We start from the raw sequence: 21285 nt of genomic DNA on the forward strand, positions 1-21285 counted from the left end.
AAAGGCAGCCAATGGCTGCCTTTTTTGAACCTTACGTAAAAAGCTCTCTCTAACGCTAACGAGAACCTAGCACTTCTTTGCTTAAGATCGCCTGCCACTCTTGCTCTGTAACTGGCATGATGGATAAGCGATTGCCCCGTTTAACCAACGGCATTTCTGCTAGCTCAGGCATCGCTTTAAGCGTTGCCAAAGGAATTAAGCGCTCAGTCACTCGCACAAACTCGACATCCACCATTATCCAGCGCGGGTTGTCTGGCGAAGACTTGGCATCGTAGTAATCACTTTCTGGATCGAATTGAAAATGGTCTGGGTAGGCTTCTCTGGTTACTTTAGCGATCCCCGCTACGCCAACTTTCTTACATGATGAATGGTATATCATCACCAGGTCTCCAAGCTTAACGTCATCGCGCATCATGTTTCGAGCCTGATAGTTGCGTACACCCTCCCAACAAGAGGTTTTTTGTACTCTCAGAGTCTGAATAGAGAAGGTGTCGGGTTCTGTTTTAAATAACCAATATGCCATAATAAATCCAATTAACGGTTGCTCCGAGGAAGATATAACATGAAGGTAATGAAAAACCCAGTGACATGGCTAGTCGCATTCGCTCTACAAGGCTGTGTTACGGCACCTGATACGCCGCAACAACCTGAACTGCCTCCAGCAACCTTGGATGAGCCACTGAGCATTCAACCGCAAACCTTCATCATGCGTGGTCAGGTAGTGGTTGGCCATGAAAGCCGAACCTTCACCCCTTGCGGTAGCCAACAACAATACTGGTTAGATTTAACGCCAGAACTCGCATTAGAAGCGCAAGGGCTCTCAACGAGACCTTACCAAGCCTTATACGGCGAGCTGATTGGTCATCTAACCGTACCGAGCCAAACAGGGTATAACGCAGATTTCACGGCACGTTTCGTGGTTGATCAAGTGAATATTCTCACCGCAGAAAACCCTGACCGTTGTGACCAACCCCTGCGTTCAACACGTGTATTCGGCAATGAACCTTTCTGGTCAGCAAGCTTCGATAAAGACCAGCTCAAATACACTAAGATGGGCGAACAGCCACAGATCCTCGATATTGAATCAAGCCGCACCACACCAAGCAGTCGTGATTACCAATTAGAAGGTAAAGCAGCGCAAGGCAAACTCAACCTTACGAAAGAGAGTTGCAGCGACGGCATGAGCGATTCTATCTATGGATGGCATGCCAAGCTTAGCCTTAATGACAGTAACTATAATGGCTGTGCAACGGTCTCTAACCAAGATCCAACATTGGACTGGAGCGGGCTCTACTTCGCTAGCTCAACACAGAACACTGGATTCTCTATCAACCTTGAGCTCAACGATGACCACAGCGCCATTACGACATACTCGTACAGCAATGGAGACCCTTCTATTGTTGAGCAAGGCTTCTGGCAGCAACTGAACCAAAATCAGGTACAAGTGGTTATGACTCGCCACCAGCAACAGTATTTGATCTCTGAGCGCATCTTCACGCTCGATAACGGCAAGCTGGTCGCTGAAAAAGAGAAAGTGGGCAACGTTGTCTACCCGATTGCCAATGGCGGTCTGGTGCTATTCGAAGCTAAGAATGCACAAGCGCAAGTAAACACCATCGCTAACGTTGATCTAACCGCAAAGCAGGTGAACTCCAGTGATCAACTTGATCAAAAAGTCGACCAAGCGATCCGCGAATACTTTAAGATCAATAGCACCTCACCAGACAATACTAAGTACCGCTGGTTAACCTACGACTTAAATGGCGATGGTAAGGAAGAACTGTTTGCCCAGCTCGATTGGTGTGGTTCTGGTGGCTGTACACTGCTAATTTTCGAAAACCATCAAGATAACTGGCGCTTCAATAGCCGAGTGACACTGGTTAAGGGCGACATACGCTTAGGTAAATCGCAAAACCACGGCTGGCAGGATCTGATCTTCAATGTCAGTGGCGGCGGTGCAACACCTGCAAAACACACACTGTCATACTCTGGTGTGAGCTACCCACTCAACCCAAGTGTTGCTCCAGTTGCAGATGCTGCTGATATCAGCGACGTGGTTTTGTTTGCTGATGGTGTATCACCTGCACAAAGTGGAGTTAAGCTGTAAAGATGAGTAACCAACAAGCTTGCCATGGTTGTGGCTTCACTCACCAGTGCGTTTGTCATCTCATACCGACGGTTGAAAGCCAAACCGATCTTGTCCTACTGACTCATGAGAATGAGCTGTCACGAGACACCAACACCGGAAAGTTGCTTGAGCAATCTATTCAGCAATGTCAGTCCTTCGTGTGGCAACGAAAAACACCACCAGAAGAGTTGATTGCCTTACTCGAAGACAAAGCATTGCAGCCTTTTTTGCTGTTTCCAAGTAGCAACAGTATTGAGTGCCAGCAAGCCGTGTCATCTGTAGCTGGAAATTGTAAGCCGTTATTCATCATCTTGGATGGCACATGGCAGGAAGCGAAGAAAATGCTCAACAAGAGCGCGTGGTTAAGCACCATTCCTCAAGTCCATCTCGATATCACGACTGAATCCTCTTACACCTTGCGCCGCAATCAAGACAGTGGCCATCTGTGTACTTGCGAAGTGGGTATTGAGTTACTCAAATCTTTAGGTGAAAGCGAACCTGCCAAGCTCATTGATGACTACTACCAACAGTATCTAAAAGTATTCCACGCCGACAAATGTGGCCACGCTCTCAAATAGATCAAGCAGGAGCGAGAGAAGGCAATAAGCACATTTCAGGACGGGACAGATACTAAAAACAAAAAGGGTGAGCCATAAGCTCACCCTTTTTACATTGTACTTTCGTTATTGAACCAACCAGTGTTTCACGTGAAACTCTCGCTCCATCAAAACAAACGCTGAGGTTGACCAAAATAATACCCTTGCAGGTAATCGACGCCCATGTCTTCTGCAATACGACACACCTGTTCATTATGTACGAACTCCGCCACCGTCTTAGCATTCAGAATCTGACATAAGCTCACCAGCTGTTGGGCTATCTTGCGTTGCTTTTTATCCTTATCGATATTGCGAATTAAACTGCCATCAAGCTTTATCACTTGTGGTTCCAGTTTCAAGATCTCATCAATGTTCGAGTAGCCCGAACCAAAGTCATCGACAATAATATTCACACCAAGATCGCGGAAGTGATTACACACCTCGATCAAGCGGCCGTAATCCTGAATTTGTTCCGTTTCTAACACCTCTAAACCAATACGCTGTGGGTGACTGATTTTTTTGATGGCTTGCTCAAGGTGAAGAATGGTTTTCTCATTGCTGAAATCTTGTGGCGCCAAGTTAATTGAGAACGAATCGGTTCTCTGGCTCATAAAATCAAAGGTGCGCGTTATCATCTGGCGACTTAAACGCGTATAGAGATGAGTTCCCTCAATGATCGGCAAGAACTTACCCGGCGCAATCAACTGACCGTCCTCTTCAATTCGAACTAAGCACTCATAGCTTTCTACCTGGTGGCTATGCGCCGATACAATAGGTTGAGAGCACGCAACAATATTTTGATTGAGCACTGCGCGGCTCACACACGACAGCCAGCCGAGTTGCTCTTGGCGATGCTTCTCGAGTTGAATTAACGTCTTGGCACTCACCAGATGTTTATTCTGGCTCACCGCACTGCGTCGAGCTTCAATCGCTTTCAGTAACAAGTCATCAATCGAGGTCGTAGGAAAATCTCGACGACTCGCGACACCCGCACAAATTGAAACCGAAAGATAATCGATATCGGGTAGCCCCATCGGCTCAAAATTGACATGCTCGGTTTGGTCTGAAAATTCAGAGAAACGCTGATGAATGTGTTCTTGGCTGGCCCAACTATTAAACACCACCGCCCACTCACCAATACCAATACTGTAGAGCTGGCAACCCTCATCAAAAAACTGCCACAGCGCTTTCTGAAAGTAATCACTCAGATCATGCAGAAGTTTGTCACCTACTCGATAACCATACTTCTCATTGATTTGACCAAATGTGGTGACCTTCAAAGCCAACAAATGACTGTCAGAGCTCATTTGTGACAGCTTCTCACGCAGTACACTTCTATTGGGTAGCCCAGTGCGACGATCAATTCGGTAGCTCGCCGTCAATGCGGTCGCTTGTTGCTGAATCTTACTCGCCATACTGTTGTTCATGTCATCAACATCAAGCAGTGCATTTCGAATCAATGAAAACAGAGGCGATATATTGGTCGCGGGTTGTGTCTCTAATGGCTGTACAGCCTTGCCTTCACCTTCTCTAAGCGCGAGATACGTGAGGCTATGATGCAGGATTCGTTGTTGGCCACGCTCTTGATAGAGTTCTCCCATGCAGTAAACACCATAGGTGTCTGCGAGTTTCTGGAAGACCTCTACTTCTTGGTTACCATCAATAAAATCGATACGAGAGGTGCAGTTGTAGATAAAAAACTGCTCCGGTTTATGGGAAGCAATCTGTTGAACACCGAGTCGGATCTGCTCCAAGGTCAGTGAGGGATGGTCGTAACAAAACCTGACCTCATCACCAATCTGAAAATGACCACTAAATTCTATCTCTCCACAATCTCTCACCTTGAGTGGCAAGTGAATGTTTTGTTCTTTCGGGTCACCGACCATCAAGGGGAAATTATGCAGTTGCTCGAAAGGTACTTCGAGGCCATCAGCAAGGTAGCGATTATAAAGATCGCGAACAGGCATACCATCCAATTCAGCTAACCGGTTATCTTGAGCACCAGTGACACGGAAGGTGCGGCCAATAGGGTTCCACTCGGTGTAATAACCCTTGGTGGTTGCGAGCTCAACGCTGTGCAGCGCCAACATCACATAGGCATTCTCATAGCAAATGCCATCTAGCATTACCCATCGTCCACTATCTGTGATGGTCGATGCTCCGCCACAAATCGGTAATGAATATCTCGATTGTTCAAACGCTGAAAATAAGTCGCGGTTGTTTATCTGCAAGCGATCCGCGAAACAGATGATACTTTGAGTATTGGTATTGCACTCAAGCTGCTGCCACATCGATTGACTATCGAATAGTGGTTGCTTGCTGTATTCGACAACGCCACAAGTATAAGAGGTCGCATCGAAGCGAGTGACAATAAGATAGAGGCCTTGATGCAGGATGACGCCTTGGCTGATGTAGTGGTTTGCACTACAGCCAATCAGCCTAGCATTAGGGAAAGTCGCTTGAATCACTTGGCAGGCAGCCAAAACCGAACCTTTCTCGAAAGAAGAAAACACCTGAATCAGTAGGTCTTCATGTTGATGAAAATCTATCTTTTGCAATTCACGCTGGGTTTGTTCTATGTCTTGTATCAGGAGAGAGGTCGATTGCATATTCACATTAATCGTTACGTTAATGATTGGTTATTGTGCTTATTATAGATAAGGCTTGCACGGAATACTTACGATCGTCTTATAAATATTGTGACGTTAGTTAGACATCATTGATTCCACCCAAAACAGTCACCAATAGCGGCAGAACAATTTTCAAAGCAAGTCACAATAGGATACGGAAAGCTTTAACAACTAAAACAGTCGCTTAGGCTCACCAAAGTAATAACCTTGCAGATAATCGACACCCATTTGCTCTGCTATCTCACAAACCTGTTGGTTATGGACAAATTCAGCGACGGTTTGCGCATTAAACACCTGACATAAGCGCACCAACTGAGAGGCGATATTTCTTTGCTTTTGATCTTTGTCGATGTTGCGAATCAGACTACCGTCGAGTTTGATAATCTGCGGCTCAAGCTTAATGATCTCATCAATATTGGAATAGCCAGACCCAAAGTCATCAACAATGATTCTCGCCCCGAGAGCACGGAAGTGATCACACACCTCAATCATGCGACCGTAATCTTTAATCTGCTCAGACTCGAGAACCTCTAGGCCAAGTCGAGTGGGATCGTTCATAGCACTGATGGCGGTCTCGAGCACCTCAAGCGTCTTGTCGCTCAACAAATCTTGCGGGGATAGGTTGATAGAAAATGGGCTTTGCTTATCCGCCATATAACCTATGGTGTTCTTAATCATGTGTCGGCTGAGGCGAGTGTAAAGGTGCGTGTCGGCAATGATAGGTAAGAACTTACCTGGTGGCACAATGGTACCGTCTGATTCCATGATTCTGACCAAGCACTCTTGGCCAATCATTTCGTGAGTACCGGATGCCACAATTGGCTGGGAATAAGTGATGATGTTCTGATCTAAAATCGCACGACTTACACAGCTCAGCCAGCCTAGTTGCTCTTTACGATCTTCTTCACTCACCTGAATGTCTTTAGCATTGGTGATGTGAGTGTTATTCCTGACCCCATAACGTCGAGCTTCGATCGCTTTTAATAAGATCTCATCACCACTATCGGTTAGGAAATCGCAACGACTAGCGAAGCCGCCACACAGAGAAACTGACAGATAATCAATATCAGCCAAGCCATACGGCTCAAAATTGATGTGCTCAATATCGTCAGCAAACTCAACGAAACGTTGTTCTATCTTATCGCAGCCAACATTGGCGTTAAAAATGATCGCCCATTCACCGACACCAATGCTAAACAGCTCTACTTTCACCTGAGATTCTTTAGCCACACTAAGGTGTAATCGCTCGACAAAATGATTAGACAGATCAAGTAACAGCTGGTCACCCACTTGGTAACCATACTTCTCGTTAACTTGATGGAAATTAGTCAGCTTTAACGTCAGTAAGTGCTCACTGAAGAGAATCGTATTGAGGCGCTCTTTTAGCACGATACGGTTGGGCAGCCCGGTGCGAGAATCAATACGGTAACTTTCGGTTAAACGACGCGCCTGTTGATGAAGTTTTTTCTCCATCTGCGTATTCATACTGTCGAGATCAGCCACCGCATTTCTGACGAGATTAAGCAATGGCGATACCGTTGAGTCACGCTGGAAATCTTCACAACGAAACTCATTAATCTCGTCCGACTCTCTCATCGCAATATAGGTGAGGCTGTGATGCAGTATCTCTTGGCGATCGTCGTTGCGATATAGCTCGCCCATGCAGTATGCGCCGCACGCGTTTACTATCCCCTCAAATGGCTTGAGCTCAAGTTTACTGTCGATGAATTCAAGTCGAGAGACGCAGTTATAGATGATCACCGATTCCGGCTGATGCATGGCAAGCATCTCAGCGCCGTGACGCACTTTTTCAGCGGTCAAAGAAGGATGGTTATAACAAAACTGTGCCTCTTCGCCGACATGCCAAGGGCTATCAAACTCGATACTGCCATCATCATTAATACGCAGCGGTGTCGATATGCCCTTCTTTCTGCCAAGCTCTCGATAAAGCGGAAAGCTCATCAACTGACTGAAAGGGAGATCTTTACCATCAGCAAGGTAATGTTTGAATACGTCGATAGCCGGCTTGTCATTCAACGCATATAAACGGTTACCCACTGCGTGAGTCACTCGCAGCTTCATCCCGATCGGGTTCCACTCAGAATAGGCATCTGACCAAACCTTCAATCTTGGGTTAGTCAGAGCCACCGCCACGCAAGCGTGTTGGTAGGTCTGTTCGTTATGCATAACCCAACGCCCGTATTCATTCTCATGACACAAGCCACCAGCAACAGGCAATGTGTAGGGTAGGTTTTCAAAGGCGCTATAGATAGGGTAGTCACGACCTTCAACCTGATCGCATAGGCTGATGACCGTTTTAGCATCTTTCGAGAGGTCTAGTTGAGAAGCGAGCTCTTGGCTGTCTTGGTTTGGGTTGCCTGTAAAAGGCTGAACCGCGGAGGTTAAACGGGTTTCATTAAACTCACTGATAATGATTAAGGTACAACTACTCTCAAGACAATTGTCACAGATAACATGACGAGCACTCTGGCCAATTAGGGTGGCATTGCTTAGGCGATTGAGAGCAACACTCGCGATTCGACGAGCCACATCAGAAGATTGGGCAGAGAAAAGTTGAATAAGATATTGTTTGCTGTCACACCACTCTCGCTGATCAAATTGAGATTTAAATAGCTCCTCAGTATTTGCGAGAAATGTAAATGTTTGCATGCCAACCCTTGATCGAAATAGAGTGAAGTGAAGAACCCGCAACCACTGCTATGACTGAAATGAATCGATAAAAAGTAGTCGCCAATTATCCTAGCCTAAACAGGCATTTAATTGCGACTAATGTAACAATTCAATATCATAAATGCGACACAATAAGCTTACAGAAGTCTTTAAATTAGTCGCATAAGATCGCTAAGTTGCTCTATTTCAACATCAGGCAGCACACTCGCCTTCGAAGAGAGGTATAAATTGGAACCAATGTCATTAAACCAGCATGCTTGGAAGCCATTTTGCTTAGCTCCGTAAACATCCGTTCTAAGATGATCGCCGACATGAAGAATGTTGATGGCATCAACACCTAAGTATTGCTGCGCTTTATCAAACATATCTGGGTAGGGTTTTGCTCTACCGTTTGGGCCAGCTTTAAGAATTCGTTGAAAATACTGCCCTAAGCCAATTTTATGTGGATCGACATTGCCATTGGTAATCGCAACCAAAGGAATGCGTCGGCTAAGTTCTGCCATCACTCGATGCGTTTCTTGAGGAACATCGACTTGATTGCGCAACCACAAAGCATGTTCTATCCCCTCACGAGCCGCCTGTTCAGCTTGCTGCTGAGAGTAGCCCAACTGCAGTAAACCACTCTTAATCTGTGTTTCACGCCAAACGGTAACATCATGCTTTAAAGCTGGGTCTTCAGAGGCGACTTGCTGCTTAATGCCCTGCCACTCTTCAAGCGATAAAGAAGCCGACACTGGGTGCTTTTGGTAAAGCCACTGCGCCATCTCTTTTTCTACCTTCATGATCACAGGCCAGTTGTCATACAGGGTGTCATCCAAGTCAAAGGTCATGGCTTTGATGGGCTTCAACCCTCGATAAATTCGCATAGTAAAACCTTTAATCTAATCTTTATTCTTCTTACGTGCTCGAGGGTGAGCCTCATCGTACGCTTGAGCTAAGTGTTGGAAGTCCAAGTGAGTATAAATTTGGGTTGTCGAGATGTTTTCATGCCCCAACAACTCTTGGACAGCACGAAGATTCTGGCTCGATTCAAGCACGTGAGTTGCAAAGGAGTGACGCAGTTTATGCGGGCTAATATGACTCGCGACGGATTGCTTCTTACCCCACTCTTCCATGCGCTTTTGCACACTGCGATGAGAGATCCGGGTCCCTAACTTGGACACAAACAGGGCCTTTTCTCCCGGAGAAGCGAGATCACCGCGCACTTTGAGCCATTTATCGACCCACTCTTTAGCCAGTCCTGAAAACGGCGCTTTGCGTTCTTTGTCGCCCTTACCAATCACTCGGATTTCGCCTTGCCGGCCCAGCACATCTTTAAGATTGATGCCAACCAGTTCAGCGAGACGTAAACCTGCACCATACATCACCTCCATCATCGCTCGATCACGAATCGATAATGGGTCGTCTTCATTCACGTCAAGCAACTGTCCGACTTCATCGACATCGAGATTTTTAGGTAAAGGACGTTGTTTGCGAGGTGCAGAAACCCCTTTGGCTGGGTTTGCGGTCATTTCGCCACGTAACACAAGGAAATCAAAGAAGCTGCGTAGTGAAGATAAGCGCGTCGCGATACTGCTCGCTTTCATTCCTTCACGCATGCCTTTACTGGCAAGTTGTCTTACCCACGCCGCGTCTACTTGGCCCCAATCTTTCAGTCCAAGTGTGACCAAATGAGCGGCCATAGTTTCAAGTTGTTGTTTGTAATTACGTTGGGTGTGTAGGCTGAGTCCCTTCTCGCTTCTGAGATATTCATAGAAGCGAGAAAGTGGCTTTTGAAGGCTGTTAGGAAGAGGTACTTTGGGCTCTAGGCTCATTATTTATCTGCCAAGGTAAGGTGTCCGCCAAATGAGACACAACAAGTGCTAAATGGCGTAAAAATAGCGTATCCATATGAGGTTGGAAATGTCCGCCATCTTCACTAGAAAAGGCAAGCAAACCCAATGGAGACTGCTTAGCAAGTGGTAGTACTACATAAGAGCCTAGCTCTGGAACTTGGAAATCACCAAACAAATCGTGTCTGTCGGCTTTTCTCAAGCGTCCTAGATAAGCATCTTTACCATTGAAATGGTTGAGCGAAAACTTCGAATAGCGCTCTTCACTCAGCTTATAAAAGCCAGGTTGCGAGAGAATTCGTACATGGGCCTTCAACCCTAAATCTAACGCTTTTTGTTCAACAGCCTTGATAACCTGCATGAAGTCACTGCATTTCAGCACGTGAGCTTGCAGATCCATAAATTCATAGAAGGTTTTATCGTTATTCGCTGCCAACGACATCAAGCCAGTGATTTCTTCCTCTAGCTCTTCGATTCGATGGCGTTGGCGCTTGAGCTGAATCTCCACCAGAGAAACAGCGCCCTGCTCAACATTATTGATAGCAAGGCGATCAACCAAACCTTTCCTGTCTTGGAAAAAATCTGGGTTATCACGTAAATATTCCGCGACCACTTCTGCGGTGAGTGCGTCGGCTTGAACGTAAGACAAAACCTATCCTTTATTTTTATGAATCTATTGGTTATGAATGTTTATTAGCAAGAAAGTTGACCATCAAACACATGGGTTGCCGGGCCAGTCATAAACAGAGGTTTACCCGGACCTTGCCAACTAATCTGTAAATCACCACCAGGTAGACGAACTTTCACGTTCTCAGCCAGTAAACCTTGATTGATACCAACCGCAACCGCGCCACATGCACCGCTGCCACACGCCTGAGTTTCACCCGCACCGCGTTCATAAACACGTAAGCGAACTTCTTCACGGTTAATCACTTGCATAAAGCCAGCATTAACACGCTCAGGGAAGCGTTCATGTGATTCAAGAAGCGGACCTAAGGTCTCCACATCTGCAGTATCGACATCATCAACAACGGTAACCACATGCGGGTTACCCATGCTTACGGCACCACAGAACAAGGTATGTACATCCGTTCTTAAGATATACGTCTTCTCAGGCTGCTTTGCCTTGAATGGGATTTTGCCAGGTTCAAACTCAGGAATGCCCATGTTGACAGTGATCTGGTCATTGTCTTCAATCTTGAGAACCATTTTACCTTTCTTGGTGCTCACGTTGATGCTGTACTTATTCGTTAAGCCTTTCATGCGAACGAATCGAGCAAAACAACGCGCACCATTACCACACTGCTCCACCTCACTGCCATCCGCATTGAATATGCGGTAATGGAAGTCGGTTTCTGGATCATAGGGAGCCTCGACCACAAGTAGCTGATCAAAGCCCACACCAGTGTGACGATCCGCCAAACGACGGATCAAATCTGGAGAAAAGAAAATATTTTGAGTAATGCAGTCCACGACCATGAAATCATTGCCCAAACCATGCATTTTAGAAAAGTGGAAGTGCATAACGCTTAAAATTACTCCGGAAGAATGTTTTCAAGTTCCCACAGACTCGTAAGCTCTTCACGCTGACGAACCAAATGAGTTTTATCGCCATCAACCATCACTTCAGCCGCACGCGAACGAGTGTTGTAGTTAGATGACATAGCAAAGCCATAAGCACCTGCAGAACGAACAGCCAGTAGATCGCCTTCTTCAAGAACAAGGTCACGGTCTTTACCTAGGAAGTCACCCGTCTCACAGATAGGGCCAACCAAGTCGTAAGTCACCGCTTCACCCTGACGCGGGCTCACTGGCACAATATCCTGCCAAGCTTGGTAAAGTGCCGGGCGCATCAGATCGTTCATTGCCGCATCGATGATGGCAAAGTTTTTATGCTCTGTTGGCTTCAGGAACTCAACTTTCGTTAATAATACACCAGCGTTCGCAGCAATCGCTCTTCCAGGCTCGAAAATCAACTCTAGATCAGAATGATTGTCTAAACGAGCCAACAAAGCCTTCGCGTAATCTGAAGGTTGTGGTGGTAATTCATCTCGGTAAACCACGCCCAAACCGCCACCAACATCAAGATGCTTGATGTTGATATCATTGGCACGTAGTTGGTCGATCAGTGCAAGCAGACGATCAGTGGCATCGATAAAAGGTTCGATATCCGTTAATTGGGAACCGATGTGGCAATCAATACCGTGGATAGACAAGTTATCGAGTGTTTTTGCAAACGCATAAACTGCAGGAGCACGGTCGAAGGCAATGCCGAACTTGTTATCACGCAGACCCGTAGAAATGTAAGGGTGAGTGTTCGCATCAACATCTGGGTTGATACGCAGTGAAATCGGCGCTTTAACACCAAGCTCACCAGCCACTTTATTCAGTCGCTCCAGTTCTGGCTCAGACTCTACGTTGAAGCATTTTATGTTCAACTCAAGCGCACGCTTCATTTCAGCGGCTGTTTTGCCGACACCAGAAAACACAACTTTAGCCGGATCGCCACCTGCAGCAACCACACGCTCTAGCTCACCGCCAGAAACGATGTCGAAACCTGAGCCCATGCGAGCCAAAGTATTCAACACGCCAAGGTTCGAGTTAGCTTTAACGGCATAACACACCAAGTGTGGATGCTCACCAACCGATGAATCAAACGCATTCCAGTGGCGTTCTAATGTTGCACGAGAATATACGTACAACGGAGTACCATATTGCTCTGCTAGTTGTGAAAGTGCGACGTCCTCAGCCCAAAGCTGGCCATCTTCCTGATAGTTGAAGTAATCCAAAGTTCTTATCCCTTATAAATAACGATTTCTGCGTGTTTCACTTATTGTGATTGTTCAGTCTGCTGAACTTCATCAGGATCGTACAACGGACCCGTTTGACCACAACCAGAAAGTCCAATAACGGACACCATAAACAGAGCGGTAATTAATTTTTTCATTTTGCATATCGTGATTATTAACTCAATGCCCCCTATAATCGCACCACACTCAAGAAAAGCAATAGGATAGAAAGGATGAACGATACTGAATTTCATCAGCTAGTCGATATACAGATGCAAAACATCGAAGAAGCTATCGATGAATCAGAGGCAGATGTTGATTACGAAGTGACTGGTAACGTGATGACGCTGGAGTTTGAAAACCGCAGCCAAATTATCATCAACCGCCAAGAACCAATGCGTGAGATCTGGCTAGCGTCTAAATCTGGTGGCTTTCACTTCAAGCTAATTGATGACAAGTGGACATGCTCAAAGACGGGCATGGAATTGTTTGAGATGGTAAAAGAAGAATGCGTAAAGCACGCAGGTGAAGAGATCAATTGGGTCTAATTATTGGTAAAAAAACAAAAAGGAGTGAATCAATCACTCCTTTCTTAATATCAATTATCGAGAATAAGCCTAGATGTTGACTATCTTTGAGCTCCGAGAAGCTAAAGTCGCATCATTACGGTAAGGCACCACGTAAGAGTTACCTTCTTCAGGATGAACAATTTGGTAGTACTGAGGTAGATTGAAATTAATCAACTTAGATGACACCTTCGACTCATCTTTTACTGAAGTGTAGAAAGAATTCACGCTCGCGATCATCTCATCTTTTTCACCGCTGTATTGGTGATACACCTCAACTTGATTCGACTCGTCCAATACATAAATATTGAAACCTTTGTCGGTATCCTCAAAGAAAAACTGAATTAAACCTTCACTCGCAAAACCATCAACCACTTCTGGTAACTGATACTCTTGCTCTTTATCGAGCATCAGTAAAGGTGAGCCCTTCAGCTTATTCGTCGAGATACTACGATAGAAATCGACCGAGTTTTCCAGCATCTGCACCGAAACGCCACGACGTTCAAAGAACAGGCCAAACATCTTGTTTGCCAGACGAATAGCCTTGAAGCGGCGGCGCTTCTCCGGCTCAATCGGTTTCAAACGTAAGTCGATACATTCAGCAAGCAGTTGATACACCATATTACGCATCACACCACGCAGGTTTTTGCTGTAACAAAACACATCGACCGATTCTGGTGGTAAAGCATCTTGGTGCATTTTACCAAGTACCGTCTTCAACGCGTCGAGCATTGCAGTATCACCTTGGAAATGAAGCGTACGTACTTCATGCCAAGAGTTACGATAAACCAGATCAACACTGCCGACTAAACTCTTACCCTCTTCACCAAAACTGAAGATATCGGCGTTCTTAAGATCAACCTTCAACGCACGACCACTTAATTCAGAAGTTGGGTCACTTTCAAAGTTGATGAACATCGCCAGTTGGCTTATTTCACACGGGCTCGCCAGAGCTTGCATACTCGGGCGGCGCTTACGTAAAGAGAAGGTATTACGCAGGTCGCTCACCATTTGGTAGAACTTATCGATATCAATCTGAGCGTCACGTACCACAGAGTGCAAACGCGTCGACTCGGTAATCAAGCCATTAAAAAACGACCAAGCAACCAACTTACTCAAGTACTCATGGTGTTCCAGAGAAGGCTGACCAAGAATACGATGCGCTACCAGTGGCTGCTTATACAAGTACCAACCGGCTTTATTCGACTGACCCTGACGAACTTCGATGAAGCTCAAGTCTGGTTCGTGCAGATCAGGAGAGATTTGTGGGTTCAGTAGTGTCACTTTACCCGGCAACACCTCAAACGCAGCGTAAAGCTTACGAGCCAAGATACTGATATCTTGTGGGCTGATTGCCGAAGTGATGTCGTTACGACGCGCAAATTGAATCAGATTGCGGTAGCTCAGCATCAAGGCATCAAGTAATGCATGGTGTACCACTTTAACCTGCTCTACCTTCCAGTTACGGCGGTTATCGAGCTCAGCAATGGTTTCATGTCCCCAATTCCAAGACTTAGTCATCTCAGTTAAGGCTTCACGACGCCACGCAACAGAACCAATGCCCGCATCTCGTGACAACTTCTCGTGGGTCTTAAGGTAGAAACAGCGTCTCACCAAGTCCAATCGAGTGTGGTCGTTAATACGTTCTAGATAGCGCGTTACCTTCTCAAGCATCAGATAGTAGCTATCCATGCCATACAGATCCGGTTCATCCGCGAAGAAGCGACGCTTGGTATCAATACTAAGCAGTTGGGTGTTTGGGTATTCCCATGAATAAGCTTCTAACAGGATCGCCTTCAAAACCGATTTATACGGTGAGTCGATACTCTTATAGAGCTGCCATAGGTTTGAACCAAAGTACTCTTCAGCAGGGATGCGGTTCAGCTTGCCGAAATCGATCCACTGCGAGCAATCAAGATAACCATCCTGACACAGGCCTTGGACATACTCGTCGTAACACTCTTCCATTTCTGGCGGAATTATTTGCCACAACAAACGCTGGCCAGCCAAACGAACGGCAGAGCGATAGAACTCATCAAGCAGTAATAAGTGCTGTGAAGAACCACAGTTATCACCGGTCATCTCTTCAGAATGGTTTGAGCGGAAACGCTGTTCATCCATCAAGAAGAAGTTAGCTTCAACCCCTAAGGTTTCAGCCCAGTCGGTAATCAACAAACATTTGTTGGTCAGGCTGTCGCGAGATGCGCCATCCATATCTGGAGAAACACACACCCAGATATCGAGATCACTTGAAGTGCTTTGGCCAATAGAAGAAGTACTGCCCATGGTGTACAAGCCCAGGATCGCCGGTTCAGCAGCCTCAGTGAGTTTGCCACCCAGCGTTAATTCGGTATCAGAGACAAATTGTTTTTGGAATTCATTAGGCGTGAAGCTACGAATTCCAAAAGGAACTTGTTGGTCATAATAACCAGGCATCATGGGATGATTGAAGTGAAGTAGTGCAGGAATAAGATTGAAAACTCGCTGGCCTTGGACATTCATCAACGCCAACGCACGATCAATGCGCTGCTGATTAAGATTGTCTAATCGTTGAATCAAAGTCTGAGTGTAAGCCTGCAAGGTAAGTCCTTGGTTTGAGATTAAATGCACTTCTGTTTAGTTACTGAACGAAAGGAGCAACAAAACGTGATCAATTTAACACTTTTACCCTTAATGGTAAAGCAAAGGAACCTGTCATACTGGCCAATACCTTGATGACAAAAAGTTAAACTCACGGCGCCGTAGTGTCCTCTTTATTACCTATTTCTAATAATAGCCCATGTTTCAAATGAGATGCCAATCACACTATTTTGGTGAACTCATGAAAATCCCTCAGCTATCAAAGCATGGAATGATCAAACAGTAAGAATTTTCGCCTCACAATGGTAGGATTAGCCTATTACAGAACCTATATCGGAAACACCATGACAAATTCAGCACCAATCCGTATCGCGACCAGAAAAAGCCCTCTTGCCCTTTGGCAGGCATACTTTGTAAGGGATGCACTGCAAGCTGCTCACCCTGGTTTAGAGGTTGAGTTGGTAACTATGGTGACCAAAGGTGACATCATCCTAGATACACCGCTGGCTAAAGTGGGTGGTAAAGGGCTGTTCGTTAAAGAACTCGAAGTAGCCATGCTAGAAGGCCGTGCTGACCTAGCCGTTCACTCAATGAAAGATGTACCGGTCGACTTCCCTGAAGGTCTAGGTCTAGTAACTATCTGTGAACGCGAAGACCCTCGTGATGCTTTCGTTTCAAACACTTACAACAACATCGACGAGCTACCACAAGGTGCTGTCGTGGGTACGTGTAGCCTGCGTCGTCAATGTCAGTTGCTAGAATACCGCCCAGATCTGATCATCAAAGAACTGCGCGGCAATGTTGGTACTCGTCTAGGTAAACTCGATGATGGTCAATACGATGCGATCGTACTGGCTGCTGCAGGTCTTAAACGTCTAGAGCTAGAAGAGCGTATTCGTAGCTTCATCGAACCAGAGCAGTCTCTCCCTGCTGTTGGCCAAGGCGCTGTTGGTATTGAGTGTCGCCTTGATGACGAGCGTCTGATTAAACTCCTTGAACCACTGAATCATAAAGACACGGCTGATCGTGTCCTGTGCGAACGTGCAATGAACCTTACCTTAGAAGGTGGTTGTCAGGTTCCTATCGGCAGCTATTCATTATTAGATGGCGATAATATCTGGCTACGTGCATTAGTAGGCGAACCAGATGGTTCTAAAATGGTTCGTGGTGAGATCTCTGGCCTTCGCAAAGATGCAGAAGCGCTTGGCGTTACTCTGGCAAATCAATTGCTGGATGATGGCGCGAGAGAAATCTTAACCAAGCTCTACGCTGACCAAGAATAATCATGACAGTGTTGGTGACACGTCCCGGCTCAGAGGGACAATCGCTTTGCCAACAACTAGCGGATGAAGGGATTCAAGCAATCCATCATCCGCTTATTCGTATCGTTGATAATCCACACTCATCGGATTTAAGCACCCAGCTTAATAACAGCGATATCATTATTGCAGTCAGTCACCACGCTGTGACCGCTGCCCAAAGCATCCTTTCGAAAACTTCATCTATTTGGCCAACTTCGCCGCTTTATCTTGGCGTTGGTCAAAAAACTGCGCACGTTTTAAGCAAAGTTAGTAAACAAAAAGTAAACTATCCTCAAGTGAGTGATAGTGAACATCTTCTCAAACTTACTGAACTTAATGGCGTAGATAATAAATCCATTTTGATACTGCGTGGAAATGGTGGGCGTGAGCTCATTAGAGATTCTTTACTCAATCGAGGTGCACAAGTCTCTTATTGTGAGACCTACCGTAGAGAATATATTCCCATTAACGATCACAATATCTATCAAACATGGATAAACAAAAAAACGTCCAAAGTTGTCATCACTAGTCAGGAACAATTGGAGTATCTCTGCTCAATTACCCCTGATGAGTATTTGGCTTGGCTTTCAACGAGACAACTATTTGTCCCAAGCCAGCGCATAGTAGAACGAGCACAACAACTCGGTTTCTCGAACGTGACCAATACTCACAGTGCTACGAACCAAATATTACTGGCTGCTCTCCGGCCCTAGCTAGAAACAGGAAATAAGCATGACAAGCAAAAAAAATAATGAGCATATTGAACCTGAAAAGAAACCAGACACTCAGCCAGTAGTTGTTGAAAACGAAAAAGCTGAATCTACAGAGACAAAACAGCCTGAAAAAAAACTTGATGCCTCTGCGTCAAATATGGTTAAAAGTGAACAGCCTCAAGCTGAGCATAAAGAGCAAATCGAGAAAGCAGAAAAACAAGGTAAGCGCGGTGTCAAACTAGGCGCTATTGCGATCGCTATTTCTATTATTTTCAGTGGCGGCATCGCATTTCAAATGCAGCAAAAGAGCGCTGAGTACTCAACTCAAATCGCTGCTCTTCAAACACAACTGCAAAATACCCAATCTGCAGTAAATAAAGACCTGCAAACCATCAAGCAAGAGACTATCCAAGAAGCTTCTCACGCAGTGGAGAAAACTCAGGTCGTACAATCCCAGCAACAAAAGAGTATTCAAAGCCTGCAGTTAGCAGTAGCTGACGTTAAAGGCCGTCGACCAAATGACTGGTTGCTTGCTGAAGCCGATTACCTAGTAAAACTAGCAGGTCGTAAATTGTTCCTTGAGCATGATGCCGTTAGCGCAACCAAACTAATGGAAAGCGCCGATCAACGTATCGCCGCACTAAATGACCCAAGCTTAGTATCACTGCGCCAATCAATGGCCAATGACATTACTAAGCTTCGCACTATCCCTCTTGTCGACCGCGATGGCTTAGTTTTACGCATCACAAGCCTACAACAGCAAGTCGATACGCTACCGCTTGCCAATGCAATTCTTCCAGAAGCTGCAGTTGTTGAGAAAAAAGCGGTATCAAAAGATATTAATGATTGGCAGAACAACCTGATGACGTCGATGAAAGACTTCTCAGAAAACTTCATCACCTTCCGTAGCCGTGATGGTGAGGTCATCCCTTTACTATCTCCTGAGCAACACTTCTACCTACGTGAGAATATCAAGGGCAAATTAGAGACTGCAATTCGCGCTGTCTATAAAGAGCAAGGTGATGTCTACAGTGCAGCACTTAATACCGCTAGCGAGTGGTCGAAAGCGTACCTAAACCAAGATAACAACTCAGTGATTGAATTTGAGAAGGCGATTAAACAGTTAAGTGAGCAGAATATCTCTGTGAAATACCCTGTAAAACTTGAGTCTCAAAATGAGTTGTCAGATGTTATACGTGAGCGCCTACGTCGTGAAGTAACCGTTATGACCACGGAGGAGAAATAATGATTCGCTGGATTTTTCTTTTTCTCGTTCTAGGTGCCGGATTAGTTGTCGGTACCCAGTTCTCAGGTCAACAAGGTTATGTCCTGATCTCGATAGCAAATAAGACCATTGAGATGAGCGTGACAACACTGGTTATTTTTGTCATTGCTCTTCTAGCTGCTCTATTCGGCTTGGAGTACCTATTCAAAAAGCTTATGTACGCAAGCTCAACGACTTGGAACTGGTTCAGTGTTCGTAAACTAAAACGCTCTCGTCGTTATACCAATGAAGGCATCATCAAGCTTCTTGAAGGTGATTGGAAAGGCGCAGAGAGGAAAGTAACTCGTTGGGCTAATCATCACGACATGCCTCTACTTTGCTATTTAGTCGCTTCTCAAGCTGCTCATGAACAAGGCAATACGAGTGAGCGTGATAAGTACATCGAACTTGCTAGCCAACAAGAGGACTCTCTACTGGCCGTTGAGCTAACTAAAGCAAAACAACAGATCAGTGAGTCGAACTACGAAGCCGCATTCGATACACTTTCGACCTTAAAAGGTACGTACCCTAATAACACCGCTGTACTTGGCCTATTAAAAGCCACCTACATGCAACTTAAACTCTGGCAACCATTACTAGAGTTAACGCCTAAGCTAGCTAAAAACAAGCTTCTTACGGCTGATGAGCAAGTTGAGTTAGAACAAAAAGCACAATGCGGCTTGCTTCACGATGTGGCACAGCAGCAAGGTAGCGAAGGTTTAATCAGCCATTGGAACAAGCTTTCAAGAAAGCAGAAACAAAGCTCTCACCTTGTTTCCTGCTTTGTGAAGCAACTGATCGCTCGTAAAGCTGACTCAGAAGCCTTCACTGTGATCAAAGAGAACATTGCGAAGAGTGGTTCAAATGAGCTCTACATGTTGCTTCCAGAGCTTAACCTTGCCGATCACCACCCAGTCGTTGTGATGCTAGAGCGCGCCATCAGTAAAGATGGTGACAATGCCGAAGCACACAGCGCATTGGCTCAGTTCTACCTAAGAGAACAGAAGTGGTCAGAAGCACAAACCCACTTCGAGAAAGCACTAGCACTTCGCTCAAACGTATCAGATTACGGATACCTATCTGATGCACTAGAAAAGCAAAACTTAACGAAGGCAGCTCACGAAGTTTCTCGTAAGGCACTCGCTCTCGTTCAACCAGCTTAAACTGTTACAACTATCATGAAGCCGATGCCAAGCATCGGCTTTTTTGTATCTACTGTTTACCTTAGATAACTTGCTAAGTACTAATAAGCAAACACTAGAGATGATAGTAAAAGTCTTCCATCCAAATCCCTTCTTCACACCCAGCTTATTGCTGACCGAAGCACCGTCCATTTTTAATAAGACCTACCTAGTTCGTAACAATCCATAAGTCATCATCTTGATCATGGGTTTTGAAATGCTATTAATGCTTTATAAGTACTGATTTTAAGTCATGAGGTTAAATCTTCATGGAATCCCCCGCAAGGTTTCCTAAAAAACACTGAGGGATACTTTAGATCTATCCGTATGTAGTTTTTGCCAATTATAAAACAAGTTGTTTAGAATCCATTTGAGCTGACTGACAACCTTTATATAGATTTTTGAAGGAATAACGATCAGATAGCTTAGTTTAAGATTGAAGAAGTGAATGTATAGTAGCGGAGTTTCAGACTCTAGACGAAATCAATGCTGAGACACAACAAAACTCCGAAGTTTAAAGCGCGGCTTAATTACTCAACAGAAGTAATTAAGAAGCCACAGCCACTTAGAGAACTCCTGCTAACTTATTAATTAATATCAATTTGTCATGTTAGAGCGCAAAGCCCTGCTATTGCTTAGCATAGCTTTCTAATCAATCGTCGATTCAACGATTACTAGCCAAAACAACCTTTTACGGAAGCCAAAGCCAAGAGTTAAAACACATACCCCAGAAACGACGAAAGCCTAGTCGTCAGACTAGGCTTTCTAATAAGTAGCGGAATGGACGGGATTGTGGACTTCTGGCAAACCCTTTGTAGGACTCACTCGGCCGAAGGACAAAACACTTTTCTTGAGATGTAAAAAAGCCCTGCTATTTCTAGCAGGGATTTTCTAATAAGTGGCGGAGTGGACGGGACTCGAACCCGCGACCCCCGGCGTGACAGGCCGGTATTCTAACCAACTGAACTACCACTCCGCAGTGGTCAACTCACTAAGTGAGCGTCCATATCCCCA

The 21285-nt window shown here is 45.4% G+C and carries 17 protein-coding genes and 1 tRNA gene; 7 read left to right on the forward strand and 11 right to left on the reverse strand.

What is annotated here, in order from left to right; all coding sequences use genetic code 11:
- Positions 1-55 precede the first annotated feature (55 nt).
- On the reverse strand, positions 56-523 hold the full coding sequence (locus L3V36_RS22140; RefSeq protein ID WP_017096078.1) for an EVE domain-containing protein: 468 nt from the start codon (positions 521-523) through the stop codon (positions 56-58).
- 39 nt (positions 524-562) lie between these two features.
- Here L3V36_RS22140 and L3V36_RS22145 point away from each other — a divergent pair, with 39 nt between their 5' ends.
- Positions 563-2107, forward strand: a complete 1545-nt coding sequence (locus L3V36_RS22145) for a hypothetical protein (RefSeq protein ID WP_102502513.1) — start codon at positions 563-565, stop codon at positions 2105-2107.
- 2 nt (positions 2108-2109) lie between these two features.
- The gene (locus L3V36_RS22150) at positions 2110-2706 is read left to right on the forward strand and encodes a DTW domain-containing protein (protein WP_102502514.1); all 597 of its coding nucleotides are present in this window, start codon (positions 2110-2112) and stop codon (positions 2704-2706) included.
- A gap of 146 nt (positions 2707-2852) precedes the next feature.
- Here the strand turns inward: L3V36_RS22150 and L3V36_RS22155 are convergent, their stop codons facing one another.
- The 8 genes from L3V36_RS22155 to L3V36_RS22190 all read right to left on the reverse strand — a co-directional run bounded on the left by L3V36_RS22155 (position 2853) and on the right by L3V36_RS22190 (position 12920).
- Complete coding sequence (locus L3V36_RS22155; protein ID WP_102502515.1) at positions 2853-5333, reverse strand: EAL domain-containing protein; 2481 nt, start codon at positions 5331-5333, stop codon at positions 2853-2855.
- A 192-nt stretch (positions 5334-5525) separates the two neighbouring features.
- On the reverse strand, positions 5526-8024 hold the full coding sequence (locus tag L3V36_RS22160) for an EAL domain-containing protein (RefSeq protein WP_017096075.1): 2499 nt from the start codon (positions 8022-8024) through the stop codon (positions 5526-5528).
- 170 nt (positions 8025-8194) lie between these two features.
- A complete protein-coding gene (gene yigB / locus L3V36_RS22165) occupies positions 8195-8911 on the reverse strand; it encodes a 5-amino-6-(5-phospho-D-ribitylamino)uracil phosphatase YigB (RefSeq protein ID WP_208775671.1) in 717 nt (238 codons plus the stop codon).
- Positions 8912-8926: 15 nt separating this feature from the next.
- Positions 8927-9859: a tyrosine recombinase XerC gene (gene xerC, locus L3V36_RS22170; protein ID WP_017079841.1), complete on the reverse strand. Its 933-nt coding sequence runs from the start codon at positions 9857-9859 to the stop codon at positions 8927-8929.
- A complete protein-coding gene (locus L3V36_RS22175; RefSeq protein WP_108188262.1) occupies positions 9828-10526 on the reverse strand; it encodes a DUF484 family protein in 699 nt (232 codons plus the stop codon). Before L3V36_RS22175 ends, xerC begins: the two co-directional genes overlap by 32 nt.
- Before the next feature lie 44 nt (positions 10527-10570).
- Positions 10571-11401, reverse strand: a complete 831-nt coding sequence (gene dapF / locus L3V36_RS22180) for a diaminopimelate epimerase (protein WP_004736615.1) — start codon at positions 11399-11401, stop codon at positions 10571-10573.
- Positions 11402-11412: 11 nt separating this feature from the next.
- The gene (lysA, locus tag L3V36_RS22185) at positions 11413-12666 is read right to left on the reverse strand and encodes a diaminopimelate decarboxylase (RefSeq protein WP_004736616.1); all 1254 of its coding nucleotides are present in this window, start codon (positions 12664-12666) and stop codon (positions 11413-11415) included.
- A gap of 41 nt (positions 12667-12707) precedes the next feature.
- Positions 12708-12920, reverse strand: a complete 213-nt coding sequence (locus L3V36_RS22190) for a lipoprotein (protein WP_017084848.1) — start codon at positions 12918-12920, stop codon at positions 12708-12710.
- Here L3V36_RS22190 and cyaY point away from each other — a divergent pair.
- Positions 12900-13214, forward strand: a complete 315-nt coding sequence (gene cyaY, locus L3V36_RS22195; RefSeq protein ID WP_010438796.1) for an iron donor protein CyaY — start codon at positions 12900-12902, stop codon at positions 13212-13214. The genes L3V36_RS22190 and cyaY overlap by 21 nt on opposite strands.
- A gap of 69 nt (positions 13215-13283) precedes the next feature.
- Here the strand turns inward: cyaY and L3V36_RS22200 are convergent, their stop codons facing one another.
- Positions 13284-15812, reverse strand: coding sequence for a class I adenylate cyclase (locus tag L3V36_RS22200; RefSeq protein ID WP_017084846.1), 2529 nt, complete (start codon positions 15810-15812; stop codon positions 13284-13286).
- A gap of 344 nt (positions 15813-16156) precedes the next feature.
- On the opposite strand from L3V36_RS22200, the gene hemC reads away from it, so the two are divergent.
- From hemC to L3V36_RS22220, 4 genes are read left to right on the forward strand one after another with little or no spacing between them, the layout of a single operon-like run.
- Positions 16157-17095, forward strand: a complete 939-nt coding sequence (hemC, locus tag L3V36_RS22205; protein WP_009848205.1) for a hydroxymethylbilane synthase — start codon at positions 16157-16159, stop codon at positions 17093-17095.
- Positions 17096-17097: 2 nt separating this feature from the next.
- A complete protein-coding gene (locus L3V36_RS22210; protein ID WP_054548359.1) occupies positions 17098-17826 on the forward strand; it encodes a uroporphyrinogen-III synthase in 729 nt (242 codons plus the stop codon).
- A 19-nt stretch (positions 17827-17845) separates the two neighbouring features.
- A complete protein-coding gene (locus L3V36_RS22215; RefSeq protein WP_102575113.1) occupies positions 17846-19072 on the forward strand; it encodes a uroporphyrinogen-III C-methyltransferase in 1227 nt (408 codons plus the stop codon).
- Positions 19072-20253, forward strand: coding sequence for a heme biosynthesis HemY N-terminal domain-containing protein (locus tag L3V36_RS22220; protein WP_102575112.1), 1182 nt, complete (start codon positions 19072-19074; stop codon positions 20251-20253). Before L3V36_RS22215 ends, L3V36_RS22220 begins: the two co-directional genes overlap by 1 nt.
- A gap of 917 nt (positions 20254-21170) precedes the next feature.
- Here the strand turns inward: L3V36_RS22220 and L3V36_RS22225 are convergent.
- A tRNA-Asp gene (locus L3V36_RS22225) sits at positions 21171-21247 on the reverse strand.
- Positions 21248-21285 lie beyond the last annotated feature (38 nt).

Origin of the sequence: Vibrio sp. G-C-1 (assembly GCF_021728015.1) — a bacterium.
Taxonomy (GTDB): Bacteria; Pseudomonadota; Gammaproteobacteria; order Enterobacterales; family Vibrionaceae; genus Vibrio; species Vibrio splendidus.

Coding starts and splice junctions, on each gene's coding strand:
- dapF (WP_004736615.1), bottom strand. CDS start 11,401: ATGCACTTCCACTTTTCTAAAATGCATGGTTTGGGCAATGATTTCATG.
- L3V36_RS22220 (WP_102575112.1), top strand. CDS start 19,072: ATGATTCGCTGGATTTTTCTTTTTCTCGTTCTAGGTGCCGGATTAGTT.
- L3V36_RS22190 (WP_017084848.1), bottom strand. CDS start 12,920: ATGAAATTCAGTATCGTTCATCCTTTCTATCCTATTGCTTTTCTTGAG.
- L3V36_RS22140 (WP_017096078.1), bottom strand. CDS start 523: ATGGCATATTGGTTATTTAAAACAGAACCCGACACCTTCTCTATTCAG.
- L3V36_RS22210 (WP_054548359.1), top strand. CDS start 17,098: ATGACAGTGTTGGTGACACGTCCCGGCTCAGAGGGACAATCGCTTTGC.
- L3V36_RS22215 (WP_102575113.1), top strand. CDS start 17,846: ATGACAAGCAAAAAAAATAATGAGCATATTGAACCTGAAAAGAAACCA.
- L3V36_RS22160 (WP_017096075.1), bottom strand. CDS start 8,024: ATGCAAACATTTACATTTCTCGCAAATACTGAGGAGCTATTTAAATCT.
- yigB (WP_208775671.1), bottom strand. CDS start 8,911: ATGCGAATTTATCGAGGGTTGAAGCCCATCAAAGCCATGACCTTTGAC.
- hemC (WP_009848205.1), top strand. CDS start 16,157: ATGACAAATTCAGCACCAATCCGTATCGCGACCAGAAAAAGCCCTCTT.
- L3V36_RS22150 (WP_102502514.1), top strand. CDS start 2,110: ATGAGTAACCAACAAGCTTGCCATGGTTGTGGCTTCACTCACCAGTGC.
- L3V36_RS22155 (WP_102502515.1), bottom strand. CDS start 5,333: ATGCAATCGACCTCTCTCCTGATACAAGACATAGAACAAACCCAGCGT.
- cyaY (WP_010438796.1), top strand. CDS start 12,900: ATGAACGATACTGAATTTCATCAGCTAGTCGATATACAGATGCAAAAC.
- L3V36_RS22145 (WP_102502513.1), top strand. CDS start 563: ATGAAGGTAATGAAAAACCCAGTGACATGGCTAGTCGCATTCGCTCTA.
- xerC (WP_017079841.1), bottom strand. CDS start 9,859: ATGAGCCTAGAGCCCAAAGTACCTCTTCCTAACAGCCTTCAAAAGCCA.